13 protein-coding genes are annotated in these 18641 nt (G+C 60.6%); 12 read left to right on the forward strand and 1 reads right to left on the reverse strand.

Going from position 1 to position 18641, the window contains the following annotated elements; translation table 11 throughout:
- Positions 1-2: 2 nt before the first annotated feature.
- From AB4N53_RS15400 to AB4N53_RS15455, 12 genes are all read left to right on the forward strand, one after another.
- Positions 3-179, forward strand: a complete 177-nt coding sequence (locus AB4N53_RS15400; RefSeq protein ID WP_003176118.1) for a hypothetical protein — start codon at positions 3-5, stop codon at positions 177-179.
- Complete coding sequence (locus tag AB4N53_RS15405) at positions 163-3117, forward strand: sensor histidine kinase (RefSeq protein ID WP_460121498.1); 2955 nt, start codon at positions 163-165, stop codon at positions 3115-3117. The genes AB4N53_RS15400 and AB4N53_RS15405 overlap by 17 nt, the downstream gene beginning before the upstream one ends.
- Positions 3118-3139: 22 nt before the next feature.
- A complete protein-coding gene (locus AB4N53_RS15410) occupies positions 3140-4576 on the forward strand; it encodes a sigma-54-dependent transcriptional regulator (RefSeq protein WP_460121500.1) in 1437 nt (478 codons plus the stop codon).
- A 731-nt stretch (positions 4577-5307) separates the two neighbouring features.
- Complete coding sequence (locus tag AB4N53_RS15415) at positions 5308-6708, forward strand: polynucleotide adenylyltransferase PcnB (RefSeq protein WP_016773164.1); 1401 nt, start codon at positions 5308-5310, stop codon at positions 6706-6708.
- A 3-nt stretch (positions 6709-6711) separates the two neighbouring features.
- Complete coding sequence (folK, locus tag AB4N53_RS15420; protein WP_460121502.1) at positions 6712-7197, forward strand: 2-amino-4-hydroxy-6-hydroxymethyldihydropteridine diphosphokinase; 486 nt, start codon at positions 6712-6714, stop codon at positions 7195-7197.
- A 398-nt stretch (positions 7198-7595) separates the two neighbouring features.
- Positions 7596-8396 (forward strand): 3-methyl-2-oxobutanoate hydroxymethyltransferase, encoded by an 801-nt coding sequence (panB, locus tag AB4N53_RS15425; RefSeq protein ID WP_460121505.1) that lies wholly within the window; start codon positions 7596-7598, stop codon positions 8394-8396.
- Complete coding sequence (gene panC / locus AB4N53_RS15430) at positions 8393-9253, forward strand: pantoate--beta-alanine ligase (RefSeq protein ID WP_460121507.1); 861 nt, start codon at positions 8393-8395, stop codon at positions 9251-9253. Before panB ends, panC begins: the two co-directional genes overlap by 4 nt.
- 298 nt (positions 9254-9551) lie before the next feature.
- Positions 9552-11216: a glucose-6-phosphate isomerase gene (gene pgi / locus AB4N53_RS15435; RefSeq protein WP_016773160.1), complete on the forward strand. Its 1665-nt coding sequence runs from the start codon at positions 9552-9554 to the stop codon at positions 11214-11216.
- Positions 11217-11415: 199 nt separating this feature from the next.
- Positions 11416-13353, forward strand: a complete 1938-nt coding sequence (gene acs / locus AB4N53_RS15440; protein WP_460121509.1) for an acetate--CoA ligase — start codon at positions 11416-11418, stop codon at positions 13351-13353.
- Positions 13354-13489: 136 nt separating this feature from the next.
- Positions 13490-14506: a class I SAM-dependent rRNA methyltransferase gene (locus tag AB4N53_RS15445; protein WP_434766755.1), complete on the forward strand. Its 1017-nt coding sequence runs from the start codon at positions 13490-13492 to the stop codon at positions 14504-14506.
- Between the two features lie 222 nt (positions 14507-14728).
- Positions 14729-17680: a DUF748 domain-containing protein gene (locus AB4N53_RS15450; RefSeq protein ID WP_460121511.1), complete on the forward strand. Its 2952-nt coding sequence runs from the start codon at positions 14729-14731 to the stop codon at positions 17678-17680.
- Positions 17677-17976 (forward strand): DUF2845 domain-containing protein, encoded by a 300-nt coding sequence (locus tag AB4N53_RS15455; RefSeq protein WP_460121513.1) that lies wholly within the window; start codon positions 17677-17679, stop codon positions 17974-17976. The genes AB4N53_RS15450 and AB4N53_RS15455 overlap by 4 nt, the downstream gene beginning before the upstream one ends.
- Positions 17977-18211: 235 nt before the next feature.
- Here AB4N53_RS15455 and AB4N53_RS15460 read toward each other — a convergent pair whose 3' ends face one another.
- Positions 18212-18565 carry a BON domain-containing protein gene (locus AB4N53_RS15460; protein ID WP_460121515.1) on the reverse strand — a complete coding sequence of 118 codons (354 nt, stop codon included), beginning with the start codon at positions 18563-18565 and terminating at the stop codon, positions 18212-18214.
- Between the last annotated feature and the right edge of the window lie 76 nt (positions 18566-18641).

The raw sequence follows: 18641 nt of genomic DNA on the forward strand, positions 1-18641 counted from the left end.
GGATGTACATCTATCGCTTGGTCCTGCTTCTGGTCGTCGGGATCTACCTGTTCTCCCCCGCCATCATGGATTGGTGGATCGACGCGACGGGCGCCTGGTATCGCCCCTATCTGCTCTGGCTGATCCTGATTGTCGTGACCTTCATCCTGCAGAGCCAAAAAGATGCCGATGAGCTTTAGCCTGACCCAGATGATCCTGATCAGCGCCGCGTACCTGGCGGCGCTGTTCGGCGTGGCCTGGGTCAGTGAACGGGGCATGATCCCGCGCGCGATCATTCGCCATCCGCTGACCTACACCCTGTCGCTGGGGGTTTACGCCAGTGCCTGGGCGTTCTACGGCACGGTGGGCCTGGCCTATCAGTACGGTTACGGCTTTCTGTCCAGTTATCTCGGCGTGTCCGGTGCGTTTCTGCTGGCGCCGGTGCTGCTCTATCCGATCCTGAAGATCACCCGCACCTATCAACTGTCGTCGCTGGCCGACCTGTTTGCCTTCCGCTTCCGCAGCACCTGGGCCGGTGCGCTGACCACGATTTTCATGCTGATTGGCGTGCTGCCGTTGCTGGCCCTGCAGATCCAGGCAGTGGCCGACTCGATCAGTATTCTCACCGGCGAACGTGTGCAGAGCCGCGTGGCGCTGGCGTTTTGTGCGCTGATCATTCTGTTCACGATTTTCTTCGGTTCCCGGCACATCGCCACGCGCGAGAAACATGAAGGGCTGGTGTTCGCGATCGCTTTTGAGTCGATCATCAAATTGATCGCCCTCGGCGGTGTTGGCCTGTACGCGCTGTATGGCGTGTTCGACGGCCCGCAACAGCTCGAACTGTGGCTGCTGCAAAACCAGACCGCCCTCGCCGCCCTGCACACGCCGTTACAGGAAGGCCCGTGGCGCACGTTGCTGCTGGTGTTCTTCGCCTCGGCGATCGTAATGCCGCACATGTATCACATGACCTTTACGGAAAACCTCAATCCGCGCTCGCTGGTCAGCGCCAGCTGGGGCCTGCCGCTGTTTCTGCTACTGATGAGTCTCGCTGTGCCGCTGATACTCTGGGCCGGGCTGAAACTCGGTGCTACCACCGACCCGGAATATTTCACCCTCGGCATCGGCATTGCCGCCAACAGCAAACCGCTGGCGTTGCTTGCCTACGTCGGTGGCCTGTCCGCCGCCAGTGGTTTGATCATCGTCACTACTCTGGCCTTGTCGGGCATGGCGCTGAACCACCTGGTGCTGCCGCTCTATCAACCCCCGGCCGAAGGCAACATCTACCGCTGGCTGAAATGGACGCGCCGGGCGTTGATCGTGGCGATCATCATGGCCGGCTTCGGTTTCTACCTGATGCTCGGCGTCGAGCAGGATCTGGCCAACCTCGGCATCGTCGCGTTCGTTGCGACTTTGCAATTTCTGCCCGGGGTGTTGTCGGTGTTGTACTGGCCGACCGCCAACCGCCGTGGGTTCATTGCCGGTCTGTTGGCGGGGATCACGGTCTGGGTGGTGACCATGTTGCTGCCGCTGGTCGGCAATCTGCAGGGTTTCTATATCCCGCTGCTGAACATGATCTATGTGCTCGACGACACCAGTTGGCACATGGCGGCCATCGCCTCGCTGGCGGCCAACGTGTTGATGTTCACCCTGATCTCACTGTTCACCAACGCCAGCCCGGAAGAAGCCAGTGCCGCCGAAGCCTGCGCCGTGGATAACGTGCGCCGCCCTCAGCGCCGCGAACTGCACGCCGCTTCGCCGCAGGAATTTGCCACGCAACTGGCCAAGCCGCTCGGTGCCAAGGCTGCGCAGAAAGAGGTCGAGCAAGCGCTGCGCGATCTGTATCTGCCCTTCGATGAACGCCGGCCGTATGCCTTGCGCCGGTTGCGCGACCGCATCGAGGCCAACCTGTCCGGCCTGATGGGCCCGAGCGTCGCGCAGGACATGGTGGAAACCTTCCTGCCTTATAAGGCTGGCGGCGAAAACTACGTCACCGAAGACATTCACTTTATTGAAAGCCGGCTCGAGGATTACCATTCGCGCCTCACCGGCCTGGCCGCCGAACTCGACGCCCTGCGCCGCTACCACCGCCAGACCTTGCAGGAACTGCCGATGGGCGTCTGCTCGCTGGCCAAGGATCAGGAAATCCTGATGTGGAACAAGGCCATGGAAGAGCTGACCGGCATCGCCGCGCAGCGGGTGGTCGGTTCGCGCCTGAGCACCATCGCCAACCCGTGGAAAGAACTGCTGCAAGGCTTCATCAACCTGCCCGACGAGCATTTGCACAAACAGCACCTGGCCCTCGATGGTCAGACCCGCTGGCTGAATCTGCACAAAGCGGCGATCGACGAGCCGTTGGCCCCGGGTAACAGTGGCCTGGTGTTACTCGTCGAGGATCTGACCGAAACGCAGATGCTCGAAGATAAACTGGTGCATTCCGAACGGCTGGCCAGCATCGGTCGACTCGCAGCGGGTGTAGCCCACGAGATCGGCAACCCGATCACCGGCATCGCCTGTCTGGCGCAAAACCTGCGCGAAGAGCGCGAAGACGACGGCGAGCTGACGGAAATCAGCGGGCAGATTCTCGAGCAGACCAAACGCGTCTCGCGCATCGTCCAGTCGCTGATGAGCTTCGCCCATGCCGGCAGCCATCAGCACAGCGACGAACCGGTGTGCCTGGCCGAAGTCGCGCAGGATGCCATCGGCCTGCTGGCGCTGAACCGACGCAATTTCGAAGTGCAGTTCTACAACCTGTGCGATCCCGACCATTGGGTCGAAGGCGACCCGCAACGGCTTGCCCAGGTATTGATCAATCTGCTCTCCAACGCCCGCGACGCCTCGCCGCCGCACAGTGCGGTACGGGTCAAGAGCGAAGCCGGCGAACACACGGTCGATCTGATCGTCGAAGACGAAGGCAGCGGTATTCCGTCGAGCATCATGGACCGATTGTTCGAACCTTTCTTCACCACCAAGGATCCGGGTGAAGGCACCGGTCTGGGCCTTGCACTGGTCTATTCCATCGTTGAAGAGCATTATGGACAAATCACCATCGACAGCCCGGCTGATGTACAAAGCCAACGCGGCACCCGTATCCGGGTGACCTTACCGCGTCATGTCGAAGCGACGTCCGCTGTGAACTGAGACCGTCGAGAGTATCGAATCAATGCCGCACATTTTGATCGTCGAAGACGAAACCATTATCCGCTCCGCCTTGCGCCGCCTGCTGGAACGCAACCAGTACCAGGTCAGCGAAGCCGGATCAGTGCAGGAAGCACAAGAACGCTTCACCATTCCTACGTTCGATCTGATCGTCAGCGACCTGCGCCTGCCGGGCGCTCCGGGCACCGAGCTGATCAAGCTCGGCCAGGGCACACCGGTGCTGATCATGACCAGTTACGCCAGCCTGCGCTCGGCGGTCGACTCGATGAAAATGGGCGCGGTCGATTACATCGCCAAGCCGTTCGACCACGATGAAATGCTTCAGGCCGTTGCGCGGATCCTGCGCGATCGCCAGTCGGCGCCGGCTGCCGGCGAAGCCACCGCGAGCAAGCCTGCCGCTGGCAATGGCAAAGCTGCTGTGGATAACAGCAATGGTGAAATTGGCATCATCGGCTCCTGCCCACCGATGCAGGACCTGTACAGCAAGATCCGCAAAGTCGCGCCAACCGACTCCAACGTGTTGATTCAGGGTGAGTCCGGCACCGGTAAAGAACTGGTGGCCCGCGCCCTGCACAATCTGTCGAAACGCGCCAAGGCGCCGATGATTTCGGTGAACTGCGCAGCAATTCCTGAAAGCCTGATCGAATCCGAACTGTTCGGCCACGAGAAAGGCGCGTTCACCGGGGCCAGCGCCGGTCGCGCCGGTCTGGTCGAAGCGGCGGACGGCGGCACCTTGTTCCTCGATGAGATCGGCGAACTGCCACTTGAAGCTCAGGCTCGCCTGCTGCGTGTGTTGCAGGAAGGCGAGATTCGCCGCGTAGGTTCCGTGCAGTCGCAGAAGGTCGATGTGCGCCTGATCGCTGCAACTCACCGCGATCTGAAGAGCCTGGCGAAAATCGGTCAGTTCCGTGAAGACCTTTATTACCGTCTGCACGTGATTGCCCTGAAGCTGCCGCCGCTGCGCGAGCGTGGCGCCGACGTCAACGAAATCGCCAATGCCTTCCTCGCTCGCCAGAGCGCGCGGATCAATCGCAACGACCTGAAATTTGCCGCCGATGCCGAACAGGCGATCCGGCACTATTCCTGGCCGGGTAACGTCCGTGAGCTGGAAAACGCAGTTGAGCGCGCGGTGATTCTCAGCGAAAGCCCGGAGATTTCGGCCGACCTGCTGGGCATCGACATCGAGCTGAGCGATCTGGAGGACGACGAGTTCATCGGTCTGCCGCCGCAAACCGGCGGTAACGCCAGCAACAGCAGCCATGAGCCGACCGAGGATCTGTCGCTGGAGGATTACTTCCAGCACTTCGTCCTCGAGCATCAGGACCACATGACCGAGACCGAACTGGCACGCAAACTGGGCGTCAGCCGCAAATGTCTGTGGGAACGCCGCCAGCGTCTGGGCATTCCGCGACGCAAGACCGGGGTCGCCAGCGAGAGCTGAGCGTTACCCACCGCGTGCGCGGGTAACGCATGACAATGTGAAAAAACTGTTACCGCAGTCGATTCACGTAACAGAAGCCGGGGTTATCGGTAACGAAACCCCGGCTTTTTTTCGCCCCTGCAAAACGCTTATATCGACCTAACCCCTTGTTTTACTGGACGGGACAAAAGTTGGCACGCACCCTGCTATATGTTTGGTACAAGAACAATAACAAGCAATGCACAAGACAATAAAAATAAGACGAATCGACTCACGCACAATAAAAACAAGACGGCGAGAGGCGCAGCTAACTGATTCTTTTGGAGAGGCGTTGTATTTGGGGCTTGCCCCACGACCAGGCCGAGAACAACAAAAACTGTTCTAAGACAGAGCCTGTACTGGTTGGATCGACAGATCACTGCAATTCAGCGACCAAAGCAATCCGTTTGCTCTTGGCTCCCGATTGGGAGGGTCACGAAGAAAACACTTCGTGGCGAGGGCACTCAACAAAAACAAGAAGCCCGAATCAATAATAAAAAGAGCACGCAACTACTTCTTGGGGAGCTTCGGCTCCCCTTGTAGTTTCTCCCGCACCGAAACCCCCTGTTTTCCTCGCTCGACCCTTGCAGCTTGCGGCTTGCAGCTCATATCTGCTGCGTCCTACACCATCCCCCGACTAAATGCTAGAATCTGCGCCCATCATGCGGTCATTCTTTTGGTATGGCCGAACATTCCTTCAAACAGTGCATCCCATGCTGAAGAAGCTGTTCCAGTCATTCCGAACTCCCGTGCGTCGTACGCAACACATCCGCAGCACCCCTGAAGTGCTCAACAGCGGCCAACATTCGCTGCAGAAAACGCAGTTCAGCCGCTATGCGGTGAACATTGTCGAACGCCTGCAAGGTGCCGGTTACCAGGCTTATCTGGTCGGCGGTTGCGTGCGTGACATGCTGTTGGGCATCACGCCCAAGGATTTCGACGTCGCCACCAGCGCCACCCCCGAGCAGGTCCGTGCCGAATTCCGCAATGCGCGAATCATTGGCCGCCGGTTCAAGCTGGTGCACATCCATTTCGGTCGCGAAATCATTGAAGTCGCGACCTTCCGCGCCAATCACCCGGTCAACGAAGACGACGAAGACAGCAACCAGTCTTCGCGCAACGAGAGCGGGCGCATTCTGCGCGACAACGTCTACGGCACTCTGGAAGAAGACGCGCAACGTCGCGACTTCACCATCAACGCCCTGTATTACGATCCGGTCAGTGAGCGCATTCTCGATTACGCCAATGGCGTGCACGACATCCGCAATCACCTGATCCGCCTGATCGGCGACCCGAAGCAGCGTTACCAGGAAGACCCGGTGCGCATGCTGCGCGCCGTGCGTTTCGCCGCCAAGCTCAACTTCGGCATCGAGAAGCACACCGTGCAGCCGATCCGTGAGCTGGCGCCGATGCTGCGCGAGATTCCCTCGGCGCGGCTGTTCGAAGAAGTGCTCAAGCTGTTCCTCTCCGGCCACGGCGCGATCACCTTTGAAATGCTGGTCGATCTGCAGCTGTTCGCGCCACTGTTCCCGGCCAGTGCCGAGGCGCTGGAATACAACCCCGAATACACCCACACGCTGATCAGCGAAGCGCTGACCAACACCGACCTGCGCATCAAGCAGAACAAACCGGTGACCCCGGCGTTCCTCTTCGCTGCGCTGTTGTGGCCGGCGCTGCCGGCACGCGTGTTGCGACTGCAGGAACGTGGCATGCCGCCAATCCCGGCGATGCAGGAAGCGGCTCATGAGTTGATCGCCGAACAGTGCCAGCGCATCGCGATTCCGAAGCGCTTCACCATGCCGATCCGCGAAATCTGGGACATGCAGGAACGCCTGCCACGGCGCAGTGGCAAACGCGCCGATCTGTTGCTGGACAACCCGCGCTTCCGTGCCGGTTACGATTTCCTCCTGCTGCGTGAAAGCGCCGGCGAGGAGACCGACGGTCTCGGCGAATGGTGGACCGATTATCAGGACGCCAACGACAGCGAGCGTCGCGACATGATCCGCGACCTCAGCGGCAAGGGTGACGATGCCAGCGGCGCGCCACGCAAGCGTCGCCGCAGCGGCGGTTCCAAGCGCAAGCGCGCCGGTGCTTCGAGCGCGACGGGCGAGTAAGCGATGGAACGCATCTACATCGGCCTGGGCAGCAACCTCGCTGACCCGGCCGGACAATTGCGCAGCGCCGTCGCGGCGCTGGGGCGATTGCCGCAGACCACCCTCTGCGGCGTCTCAGCCTTTTATCAAAGCGATTCGCTGTTGCCGGGCCAGCCGCGTTACACCAATGCTGTGGTCGCCCTCGACAGCGCGCTCGCACCGTTAGAGCTGCTCGACGCCTTGCAGGCAATCGAGAATGAGCAGGGCCGCGAGCGTCTGGAGCGTTGGGGGCCACGTACGCTGGATCTGGATGTTCTGCTGTTCGGCGATCGCCTGATCGATGAGCCACGGCTCAAAGTTCCGCATTATCAGATTCAGGAGCGGGCCTTTGTGCTCTATCCCCTGGCTGAACTGGCGCCACAGGATCTGCGTTTCGCCGATGGCCGCACGCTGACAGACCTGCTGGCCGCCTGCCCGTTCGTCGGTCTTGAGCGCATCTCCCAGCCCTGACACAAATTCCACTGTAGGAGCTGCGGAACGCTGCGATTTTTTGATCTTGATTCTAAAGATCAAAAGATCGCAGCCTCGTTTCACTCGACAGCTCCTACAGTTGATCGGGTGATATTCACGGTTATTGTCAGACAAAAACCCCCCGAATCAGGCCCGCCGCGCCGCTGAATCGCATCAGTAACGCCGGTAACACCGCCCGCGTAACAATGCGGTAACACACGCAATTGACTTCCTGTTGGCTCATCACGACTATAGGCGTCCCGCTGCCGCCAACCCGGCACATACGGGCGCAATCCAGGCCTTTCAAAGCACGACACAAGACCGTGCGCCTGAGTAGATGAAGAATCACGCGCGTGACTCGCAGCAGTTTCCAGAGCGCCTGAACGAGGATTTTTTACATGCCAGCCATCACCCTGACGACGCTCCAGAGCCTCAAGCAGAAAGGTGAAAAAATCACCATGCTGACCTGCTATGACGCGACCTTCGCCCATGCCTGCAACGAGGCCGGTGTCGAAGTGCTGCTGGTCGGCGACTCCCTCGGTATGGTCCTGCAGGGTCACGACAGCACCCTGCCAGTGACCACGGCGGAAATGGCCTACCACGTCGCCAGCGTCAAGCGTGGCAATGGTGATGCCCTGATCCTCGCCGACCTGCCGTTCATGGCCAATGCCACCCTCGAACAGACCATGACCAACAGCGCCATGCTGATGCAGGCCGGTGCACACATGGTCAAGGTCGAAGGTCAACTGTGGCTGGCGGAGTCGATCCGCCTGCTCGCCGAGCGCGGTGTGCCGGTGTGCGCACACATGGGCCTGACCCCGCAAGCGGTGAACCTCCTCGGCGGCTATAAAGTGCAGGGCCGCAACGAGAACCAGGCGCGGCAGATGCGTGCCGATGCGATCGCGCTGGAGCAGGCCGGTGCGGCCATGCTGTTGCTCGAGTGCGTACCGAGCGAACTGGCGGCGGAAATCAGCCAGGCCGTGGGCATTCCGGTGATCGGTATCGGTGCCGGCAACGCCACCGACGGCCAGGTGCTCGTGCTGCACGACATGCTCGGCCTGTCGATCACCGGCCGCGTACCCAAATTCGTCAAGAACTTCATGCAGGGTCAGGACAGCATCCAGTCCGCGCTGAAGGCTTACGTCAGCGAAGTCAAAGCCACCACGTTCCCCGGCATCGAACACGGATTCTCTGCATGAACACCGTCAAAACCGTACGCGAACTGCGCGCCGCCGTCGCCCGCGCGCGCAGTGAAGGCAAGCGCATCGGCTTCGTGCCGACCATGGGCAACCTGCACAGCGGCCACGTCGCACTGATCACCAAAGCTACCCAGCGAGTCGATTTCGTCGTCGCGAGTATTTTCGTCAACCCGCTGCAATTCGGCGCCGGCGAAGACCTCGACAAATATCCGCGCACCCTCGCCGCCGATCAGGAAAAGCTCCTCGAGGCCGGTTGCGACCTGCTGTTCGCGCCGACGGTTGAAGAGATGTACCCGGACGGCATGGCCGGACAAACCCGGGTCAGCGTGCCGCAATTGTCCGAAGGACTGTGTGGCGCCAGCCGTCCGGGGCACTTCGAAGGTGTTGCGACGGTGGTCAGCAAGCTGTTCAACATGGTCCAGCCGGATCTGGCGATCTTCGGCCAGAAGGATTACCAGCAACTGGCGGTGATCCGCGCACTGGTGCACGACCTGAACATGCCGATCCAGATCATCGGCGAGCCGACCGTGCGTGCAGCGGACGGTCTGGCGCTGTCGTCGCGCAACGGTTTCCTCAATGAAGACCAGCGCGCCGTGGCGCCGGTGGTGTATCGCGTGCTGAGCAGCATTGCCGAAGCGATCAAGCAAGGTGAGCGCGATTACCCAGCGCTGATCGCTGCGCAGTTGCAGGTGCTGGAATCGGCGGGGCTGCGTCCGGATTATCTGGAAATCCGTCATGGCCTGACCTTGCGTCCGGCGACGGCGGACGACCGCGATCTGGTGATTCTCGCGGCGGCGTTCCTCGGCACTACGCGGCTGATCGACAACCTGCACCTGAATCTCGATAGCCCGATTTAAGCAGCAACGAATTTCCCTGTGGGAGCGAGCCGGCTCGCTCCCACAGGTGTTTTCGGGGCATGCCGGTTGGGCGAAACTCTTCCGGGCACCTCCGTTTGTCGGCCAAATTCCTCTGCGGATGTTAAAAAAGTACAGGGATCTGGTCAGACAAAGTCAAGACAGATTGCAGCGCGAGGTTTACTGTATTCGCCCTGTGTCCAGATCTCGTGTCGACGCAGTTGATCCCATGCATTAAAAGGGCATGGCTGATCTGAACCGTGTTCAAAAGGCCGTTCAAGTAAAAAGGAAAACCGCAGCGATGGCGTACTACCGCACTCCTCACGACGTTACCGCTCTGCCCGCCTGGCAAGCGTTGAAAGATCACCGCCAAGCCATGCAGGATTTCAGCATGCGCGAAGCCTTCAACGCCGATCCGCAGCGTTTCAATCAATTCACCCTCAGCAGCTGCGGCCTGTTTCTCGATTATTCGAAGAATTTGATCAACGCCGAGACCCGCAACCTGCTGGTGGGTCTGGCCAACGAAGTCGATCTGAAGGGCGCGATCAAAGCGCTGTTCGACGGCGAAATCGTCAACGCTTCCGAAGGCCGCCCGGCACTGCACACCGCCCTGCGCCGCCCGGTTGGCGACAAATTGTCGGTCAACGGCGTCAACGTGATGCCGGAAGTGCACAAGGTGCTGAACCAGATCACCGATCTGGTCGGCCGCATTCACGATGGCTTGTGGCGTGGCTACACCGAGAAGCCGATCACCGACGTGGTCAATATCGGTATCGGTGGTTCGTTCCTCGGTCCTGAGCTGGTCTCCGAAGCACTGCTGTCCTACGCGCAGAAAGGCGTGCGTTGCCATTATCTGGCGAACATCGACGGCAGTGAATTCCACGAGCTGACGCAGAAACTGCGCGCCGAGACCACGCTGTTCATTGTTTCGTCGAAGTCGTTCAACACCCTCGAAACCCTGAAGAATGCTCAGGCTGCACGCGCCTGGTACCTGGCACAGGGCGGCTCGGAAGCCGAGCTGTATCGCCACTTCATCGCTGTATCGAGCAACAACGCCGCTGCGGTGGCCTTCGGGATCCGCGAAGAAAACATCTTCCCGATGTGGGACTGGGTCGGCGGCCGTTATTCGCTGTGGTCGGCGATCGGTTTGCCGATCGCCCTGGCGATCGGCATGTCCAACTTCAAGGAACTGCTGTCCGGTGCCTACACCATGGACCAGCATTTCCAGACCGCGCCGTTCGAACAGAACATGCCGGTGCTGCTGGCACTGCTCGGCGTCTGGTACGGCAACTTCTGGGGTGCGCAGAGTCACGCGATCCTGCCGTACGACCACTACCTGCGTAACATCACCAAGCACTTGCAACAGCTGGACATGGAGTCCAACGGCAAGAGCGTGCGTCAGGACGGCACCTCGGTGTCGACCGATACCGGCCCGGTGATCTGGGGTGGCGTCGGCTGCAACGGTCAGCACGCCTACCACCAGTTGCTGCATCAGGGCACCCAACTGATCCCGGCCGACTTCATCGTGCCGATCGTCAGCTTCAACCCGGTTTCCGACCACCACCAGTGGCTGTACGCCAACTGCCTGTCGCAGAGCCAGGCGCTGATGCTCGGCAAGACCCTGCCGGAAGCCGAAGCCGAACTGCGCGACAAAGGCATGGGCGAAGACGACGTGCGCAAACTGGCGCCGCACAAGGTGATCCCGGGCAATCGTCCGAGCAACACCCTGGTAGTCGAACGCATCAGCCCGCGTCGCCTCGGCGCGCTGGTTGCGATGTATGAGCACAAAGTGTTCGTGCAAAGCGTGGTCTGGGGCATCAACGCCTTCGACCAGTGGGGTGTGGAACTGGGCAAGGAACTGGGCAAAGGCGTCTACAACCGCCTGGTCGGCAGCGACGAGACTGTGGCTGACGATGCCTCGACTCAGGGCCTGATCAACTACTTCCGCGGGCGTCATCGCGGCTGATAAAAGCCTCCGGGCATAACGCTGTTCCCTGTGGGAGCGAGCCTGCTCGCGAAATCGGTGCGTCATTCAACACTGTGTTGACTGATCCGCCACCTTCGCGAGCAGGCTCGCTCCCACAGTTGTTTTGGCGCATGACTTGAACCTGCGCAGCGCTCGGCGCATCTTTATTCGTGTCGCACCACAAGAATAAGGAACCGTCATGTTCGATATCAGCACGTTCCCCAAAGCCGATGCCGTGCGCCAGGCCGCGCAGTTGAGCCAGGACGAGTATCGGCGCCTGTACCGCGAATCGATTGAACACCCCAGCGCCTTCTGGGCCGAGCAGGCCACGCGTTTTCTCGACTGGAGCACGCCGTGGCAGACCGTGCAGCGCTATGACCTGAAAACCGGTGAAGCGGCCTGGTTTGCTGGCGGCAAGCTCAACGTCAGCTACAACTGCATCGACCGCCACCTCGACCAACGTGGCGAACAGACCGCGCTGCTCTGGGAAGGCGACGACCCAGCCGAATCGGCGCAGATCACTTACAACAAACTCCATCACCACGTCTGCCGCCTGGCCAACGTGTTGAAAAGCCGTGGCGTGAAGAAAGGCGACCGGGTGTGCATCTACATGCCGATGATCCCCGAAGCCGCCTATGCCATGCTCGCCTGCGCGCGAATCGGTGCGATCCATTCGGTAGTGTTTGGCGGGTTCTCTCCGGATTCCCTGCGTGATCGAATTCTCGACGCCGACTGTCGTACCGTGATCACCGCCGATGAAGGCGTGCGCGGCGGCCGCTTTGTGCCGCTGAAAAACAACGTCGACAAAGCACTGCAAAGTTGCCCGAACGTCAGCACCGTGGTGGTGGTCGAGCGCACGCAGGGCCAGGTCGACTGGGTCGAAGGCCGCGACCTCTGGTATCACCAGGCCGTACGCGAAGTCGACGACGATTGCCCGCCGGAACCGATGGACGCCGAAGATCCGCTGTTCATCCTCTACACCTCCGGCAGTACCGGCAAACCCAAAGGCGTGCTGCACACCACCGGCGGCTACCTGCTGCAAGCGGCGATGACCTTCAAGTACGTGCTCGATTACCGCGACGGCGAAGTATTCTGGTGCACCGCCGACGTCGGCTGGGTCACTGGCCACAGTTACATCGTCTACGGGCCGCTGGCCAACGGTGCGACCACCCTGATGTTCGAAGGCGTGCCGAGCTACCCGAGCAGTTCGCGCTTCTGGCAGGTCATCGACAAGCACAAGGTCAACATTTTCTACACCGCACCCACCGCCCTGCGCGCGTTGATGCGCGAAGGCGCCGGACCATTGAAGGAAACTTCGCGCGCCAGCCTCAGATTGCTCGGCAGCGTCGGTGAGCCGATCAACCCGGAAGCGTGGGAATGGTATTTCAATGCCGTCGGTGAACAGCGCTGCCCGATCGTCGACACCTGGTGGCAGACCGAAACCGGCGGCATCATGCTCAGCCCGCTGGTCAGCGCGCAACGGATCAAACCGGGCTGCGCGACGCAACCGATGTTCGGCGTGCAACCGGTATTGCTCGACGAAGTCGGCAAGGAAATCAAAGGCGCCGGCAGCGGCGTGCTGGCGATCAAATCGAGCTGGCCGGCGCAGATCCGCAGTGTCTACGGCGATCCGCAGCGGATGATCGACACCTACTTCAAACCCTACCCCGGCTATTACTTCACCGGCGACGGCGCCCGCCGTGACGAGGACGGCGATTACTGGATCACCGGACGCATCGATGATGTGATCAACGTCTCCGGCCACCGCATCGGCACCGCCGAAGTGGAAAGCGCCCTAGTGCTGCACGACAGCATCGCCGAGGCCGCCGTGGTCGGTTATCCCCACGACGTCAAAGGCCAGGGCATCTACGCGTTCGTCACGCCAATGAACGGCACCGAGGCCAACGAAGAGCTGAAGAAAGGCCTGCTGGCGCATGTCAGCAAGGAAATCGGCAGCTTCGCCAAACCGGACCTGATCCAGTGGGCGCCGGCGCTGCCAAAGACCCGCTCGGGCAAGATCATGCGGCGGATTTTGCGCAAGATTGCCTGCAATGAGCTCGACAGTCTCGGCGATACTTCCACCCTGGCTGATCCAAGCGTCGTACAAGACCTCGTTGATAAACGGCTCAATACTTGAGAGCTGCAAGTTTCTAGCTACAAGCTGCAAGCTAAAGCGGTCCGCGCAGCTTTTCGCTTTTCGCTTGCAGCTAGAAACTTGCCGCTTGTAGCTCCGCGACTGCTAAGCTTCGCGTTTTTTTCAGCAAGGCGCCCGCATGTCTTCCTTGAATCAGGCGCTGCGCGCCGCCCTCGATCAACGCCAGGACCTGCTCGCTGTGCTGCACAGCCAGGGCACCGATTGCTATCGGCTGTTCCACGGCAGCCAGGAAGGCGCCGGCGGCCTGACCATCGACCGCTACGGTCCGCAATTGCTGGTACAGAGTTTTCACCAGACGCTCGAACGTGACGACCTGCTGCAACTGCATGCCATGGTCAACCAGACGCTGGGCTTCGACAGCCTGCTGGTCTACAACGACCGTTCCCGTGGCAACTCGCGGATCGATCGCGAAGACAGCGTCTATAAAGCCGATGACGCTGCACTGGCCGATCTGGTCGGGCATGAATGGGGTCTGAACTATCGAGTGCGCGGGCGTCATGCCGGGCAGGATCCGCTGCTGTTCCTCGACCTGCGCAACACCCGTGGCTGGGTCAAGGACCACGCGCAAGGCAAAAGTGTGCTCAACCTGTTCGCCTACACCTGTGGCGTTGGCCTCAGTGCAGCGGCGGGCGGTGCGCGCGAGGTGTGCAACCTGGACTTTGCCGAGGGCAATCTGGCGGTCGGTCGGGAGAATGGTTTGCTCAACCCGCAGCTGCCGCCGATGCAATTCATTCAGTCCGATTACTTCCCGGCAATCCGCCAACTCGCCGGCCTGCCGATCAGCCAGCGGCGCGGGCAGAAGCTGCCAAGCTATCAGCGCCTCGAACAACGCCAATACGATCTGGTGCTGCTCGACCCGCCGGCGTGGGCCAAAAGTGCGTTCGGCACCGTCGATCTGCTGCGCGATTATCAGAGCCTGCTAAAACCCGCGCTGCTGACCACCGCCGATGACGGCGTGCTGATCTGCTGCAACAACCTGGCGAAAGTCAGCATGGACGACTGGCGCGAACAAGTGCTGCGCTGCGCCGAAAAAGCCGGTCGCCCGGTACGCGAATGGAGCGTGATGACCCCGGGCGCCGACTTCCCTTCCCAGGACCAGCAACCACCGTTGAAGACGCTGATCTTGCAGCTGTGATCCCTCAGGCATGAGCGATTACATTCCCCTGTGGGAGCGAGCCTGCTCGCGAAAGCGCAGTGTCAGTCGACTTGTTTTTCACTGAACCACCGCATTCGCGAGCAGGCTCGCTCCCACAAGGGAGATCTGTTCCTACAGAAATTTCTGAACAATCCTGTCCCACATCAAGCACTTCGGAACCAGAATCGCGTGCCATACTCCAAGGCACTCCGATTCAGACAGATGAAGCCGCACATGCCCAAAGGATTGATTCGCGCGATTGGCGCACTGCTGACAGCCCTGGCCCTCTACGGCCTGCTGGGGTTTCTGATCCTGCCGGGCATTGCCTTGCGCGTGGCCAACCAGCAACTAGCCAACTACGCGACGGTGCCGGCGCATCTGCAGCGCATCGAACTGAACCCGTTCAGCTTTGAGGTCACCCTGTGGGGCCTAGTCATCGGCGAACCGGGCAAGGAGCAGGTCGGCTTCGATCGCCTCTATGCCAACCTGCTGATCGATAGCCTGTGGACCAAAGCCCTGCATCTGTCCGACATCGAACTGGACAAACCCAAAAGCGAAATTCTCTTCGCCAAGGACGGCAAGCTCAACCTGCTGGGCCTGTTCAACGTGCCGCCGAGCGAGCCGACACCCGCCGATCCCGACGCCAAGCCGTTTCCGCTGCGCATCGACAACATCAAACTGGCCGGGGGCGTGGTGCATTTCCAGGATATGCGTCCCAGTGAGCCGATCGAATTTCTTTACGACGACCTCAGTTTCGAGCTGAAAAACCTCAGCACATTGCCTGAGGACAGCGCCGACATGACCCTCGTCGCCATCGGCCCCGCTGGCGGGCGGATCGACTGGACCGGCAATTTCAGCCTGATCCCGTTCACCTCCGAAGGCACCCTGAAAGTCACCGATGGCCAGATGAAATCCTTCTGGCCTTACGTGCGTGACGCCGTGCCGCTGGTGCTGGAAAACGGCGTGGTCAGCCTCAGCACCGAGTACAAACTCAACCTGTCGAAACAGACCGAACTGCTGCTGAACAACGTCGCGGTGAGCATTGCGCCATTCGCCATCAAGGCCCCGGATGGGCGCCCACTGGCCAGGCTCGAACGTCTCGACGTCAGCGAAACCTCGCTGGACCTGGCCAAGCAACAGGTGGTGGTCGGCAAGATCCGCAGCAACAAGCTGGAAACCTGGGCGGCGCTGGAAGCCGACGGCCAACTGGACTGGCAGAAACTGTTCGCCAGCCAACCGTCGAAACCGGCTGCCAAAGCCGCTGCCGAACCGGCGGGAACACCTGCTGCTGCCGACTCGCCGAAACCTGAACCAAGCGCACCGAGCAAGCCATGGCAGGTGCTGGTCAAGGATGTGCAACTGCGCAACTACACGGTCCATCTCGCCGACCGCTCGGCGCAACCGGCGGTGGCGCTGGACATCACCCCGCTGAACGTCGATCTGCAGGATTTCGACAGCCTCAACGGCTCGCCCTTCAAGCTCAAGCTCGACAGCGGCCTGGGCAAGCAAGGCAAGATCAGCGCCGACGGCACGGTCAATCTGGCCCCGGTCAACGCCCAGCTCAACGTGAAAACCGAGGACGTCGACCTGCGTGTCGCGCAGTCCTACATCAACCCGTTCATTCGTCTGGAGCTGCGCAGCGGCATGCTCGGCAGTGATCTCAAGGTCAACCTGAAGAGCACCGAACCACTGGCCCTCAGCGTCACCGGCCGCGCGCAGATCGATCAACTGCACACCCTCGATACGCTCAAGACCCGCGACTTCCTCAAATGGCAGCAGGTGGTGGTCGACGGCATCAACTATCAGCACGGCGACAGCCTGTCGATCGATAAGGTCAACCTGTTGCAGCCGTATGTGCGCTTCATGATCAACGACGATCGCACCACCAACGTCGACGACCTGCTGATCCCGCAGCCGGCGGACAGCGGCGCCAAACCTGCCGGAGCCAAACCGGCCGGCAAGGACAAACCACTGGGCATTCACATCGGCGCGATTGCGATCAACGACGGCTCGGCCAACTTCGCCGACTTCAGTCTGACACCCAACTTCGCCACCGCCGTGCAACAGCTCAACGGCCAGATCGGCACCATCGACAGTCGTCAGGCGAAGCCGGCCAGCGTCGATATCAAAGGCAAAGTCGACCGTTATGCGCCGGTAACCATCAAGGGTGCGGTGAATCCGTTCGACCCTATGGCCAGCCTCGACATCGCCACCAGTTTCAAGCGCGTCGAACTGACGACCCTGACGCCCTACTCCGGCAAATTCGCCGGCTACCGCATCCGCAAGGGCCGGCTCAACCTTGATCTGCATTACCTGATCACCAAGGGTCAGTTGAAAGCCGAGAACAAGGTCGTCGTCGAGCAACTGCAACTGGGCGAGAAGGTCGACAGCCCTGATGCAGTGAGTCTGCCGCTGAAACTGGCGATCGCCCTGCTCAAGGACGTCGACGGCAAGATCTCCATCGAATTGCCAGTGACCGGCGACCTGAATAATCCACAGTTCAGCGTCATGCCGATCGTCTGGCAGACCCTGCGCAACCTCATCGTCAAAGCTGCCGCCGCGCCGTTCAAGATGATCGGCGGGCTGGTCAGTGGCGGCGGCTCCGAAGACCTCGGCACGGTGTCCTTCGCGCCGGGCTCCAGCGATCTGAGCAAAGACGCCGAAGCGGCGCTGGTGAAACTGTCGCAAGCGCTCAAGGAACGTCCGGCGCTGCGCCTGGAAATCGAAGGCACTGCCGCGAAGAGCAGCGATGGGCCACTGCTGGCCGAGCAACGTCTGGAACGCGAATACCAATACAACTACTACAAGATGCTCCAGCGCCGTGGCGACAAGGTCCCGGCCCAGGCCTCGCTGCTGCAAGTGCCCGAAGGCGAGAAAGGCGCATTGCTCGAAGGCATCTACCGCACTCGCCTGAAAACCCAGCCACCGGCAGAATGGAAAGACCTGGGCAAGGAAGAACGCACGGCGAAAATGCGCCAGGGCGTGATCGCGTTCTGGAGCGGCAGCGAGGTGCTGTTGCGACAGTTGGGCCAGGATCGCGCCAGCACCATCAAGGATTACCTGGTCGACAAGGGCAAGCTCGAAGATGACCGCGTGTACTTCATCGACGCCAACCTCGGCGAGGCCGAAAGCGATGGCCGCGTGGTGACGCAAATGCACCTGGATGCAGAATGACCGTGCGTGACTGGCTGGCTGTGCTCGCGCTGACGTGCGCCGCCGGCCACGCGTCGGCGTCGGATACATTGCGCTGCGGCAGCCAGTTGATCAGCCTCGGCGACCGCGCCAGCGAAGTGCTGCAAAAATGCGGCGAGCCGGTCAGTCGCGATGTGCTCGGCTACAAGCGCAGCGCCAATCGCCGCGAAGAGTTTCAGGTCGAGGAATGGACCTACGGGCCGAACAACGGCATGTATCAATACCTGCGCTTCGAAGGCAACCGCTTGCGGCAGATCAACAGCAAACGCGGTAACTGAGAAGAGCAAAAGATCGCAGCCTTCGGCAGCTCCTACAGTTGGAATGCATTTCCCTGTAGGAGCTGCCGAAGGCTGCGATCTTTTGATTCTCCAAATAGAACAGGCCCCGACACAAGTGCCGGGGCCTGTAATGGTCACATCCGTGTGACCGTTCGCATGAACTCTAAAGTTGCGGCAGACGTATTGCTCGGCCCGTCTGTCGCGTCTTCTCCCGGTTCAGGCGAGAAGTCTTGCCTTACTCGGCTTTCAGGCCGTCAGCGGATACCGCTTTAACGCCTTTGATTTTTTTGGCGATGGCCACGGCGGTTTCTTTCTGCGACTCGGTCACCGCGGTGGTCGACGACAGGGAAACTACACCTTTGTTGGTTTCGACTTTGATGTCGGTGCCTGGAATACCTTTTTCGGTAACCAGATCGCTTTTCACTTTGGTGGTGATCCAGGTGTCGGAAGTAGCTTCTTTAGCCTTGGTAACTTCACCGGCAGCCAGAACCATTGGCGCTTGGGTAGCCTGAGCAGACTGGGCGAAAGCGCCACCAGCCATGGTCAGGGTCAGAGCGGTAGCAGCGGCAGTGATAGCGAACTTCTTCATACGAGTAACTCCTGTTTTTACTGGAAGTCTGCTGTAACGCTTGTCAGCAGGGTTACCGGAGATATTGCGAACGCTG

Source organism: Pseudomonas sp. H3_E04 (genome assembly GCF_054668915.1).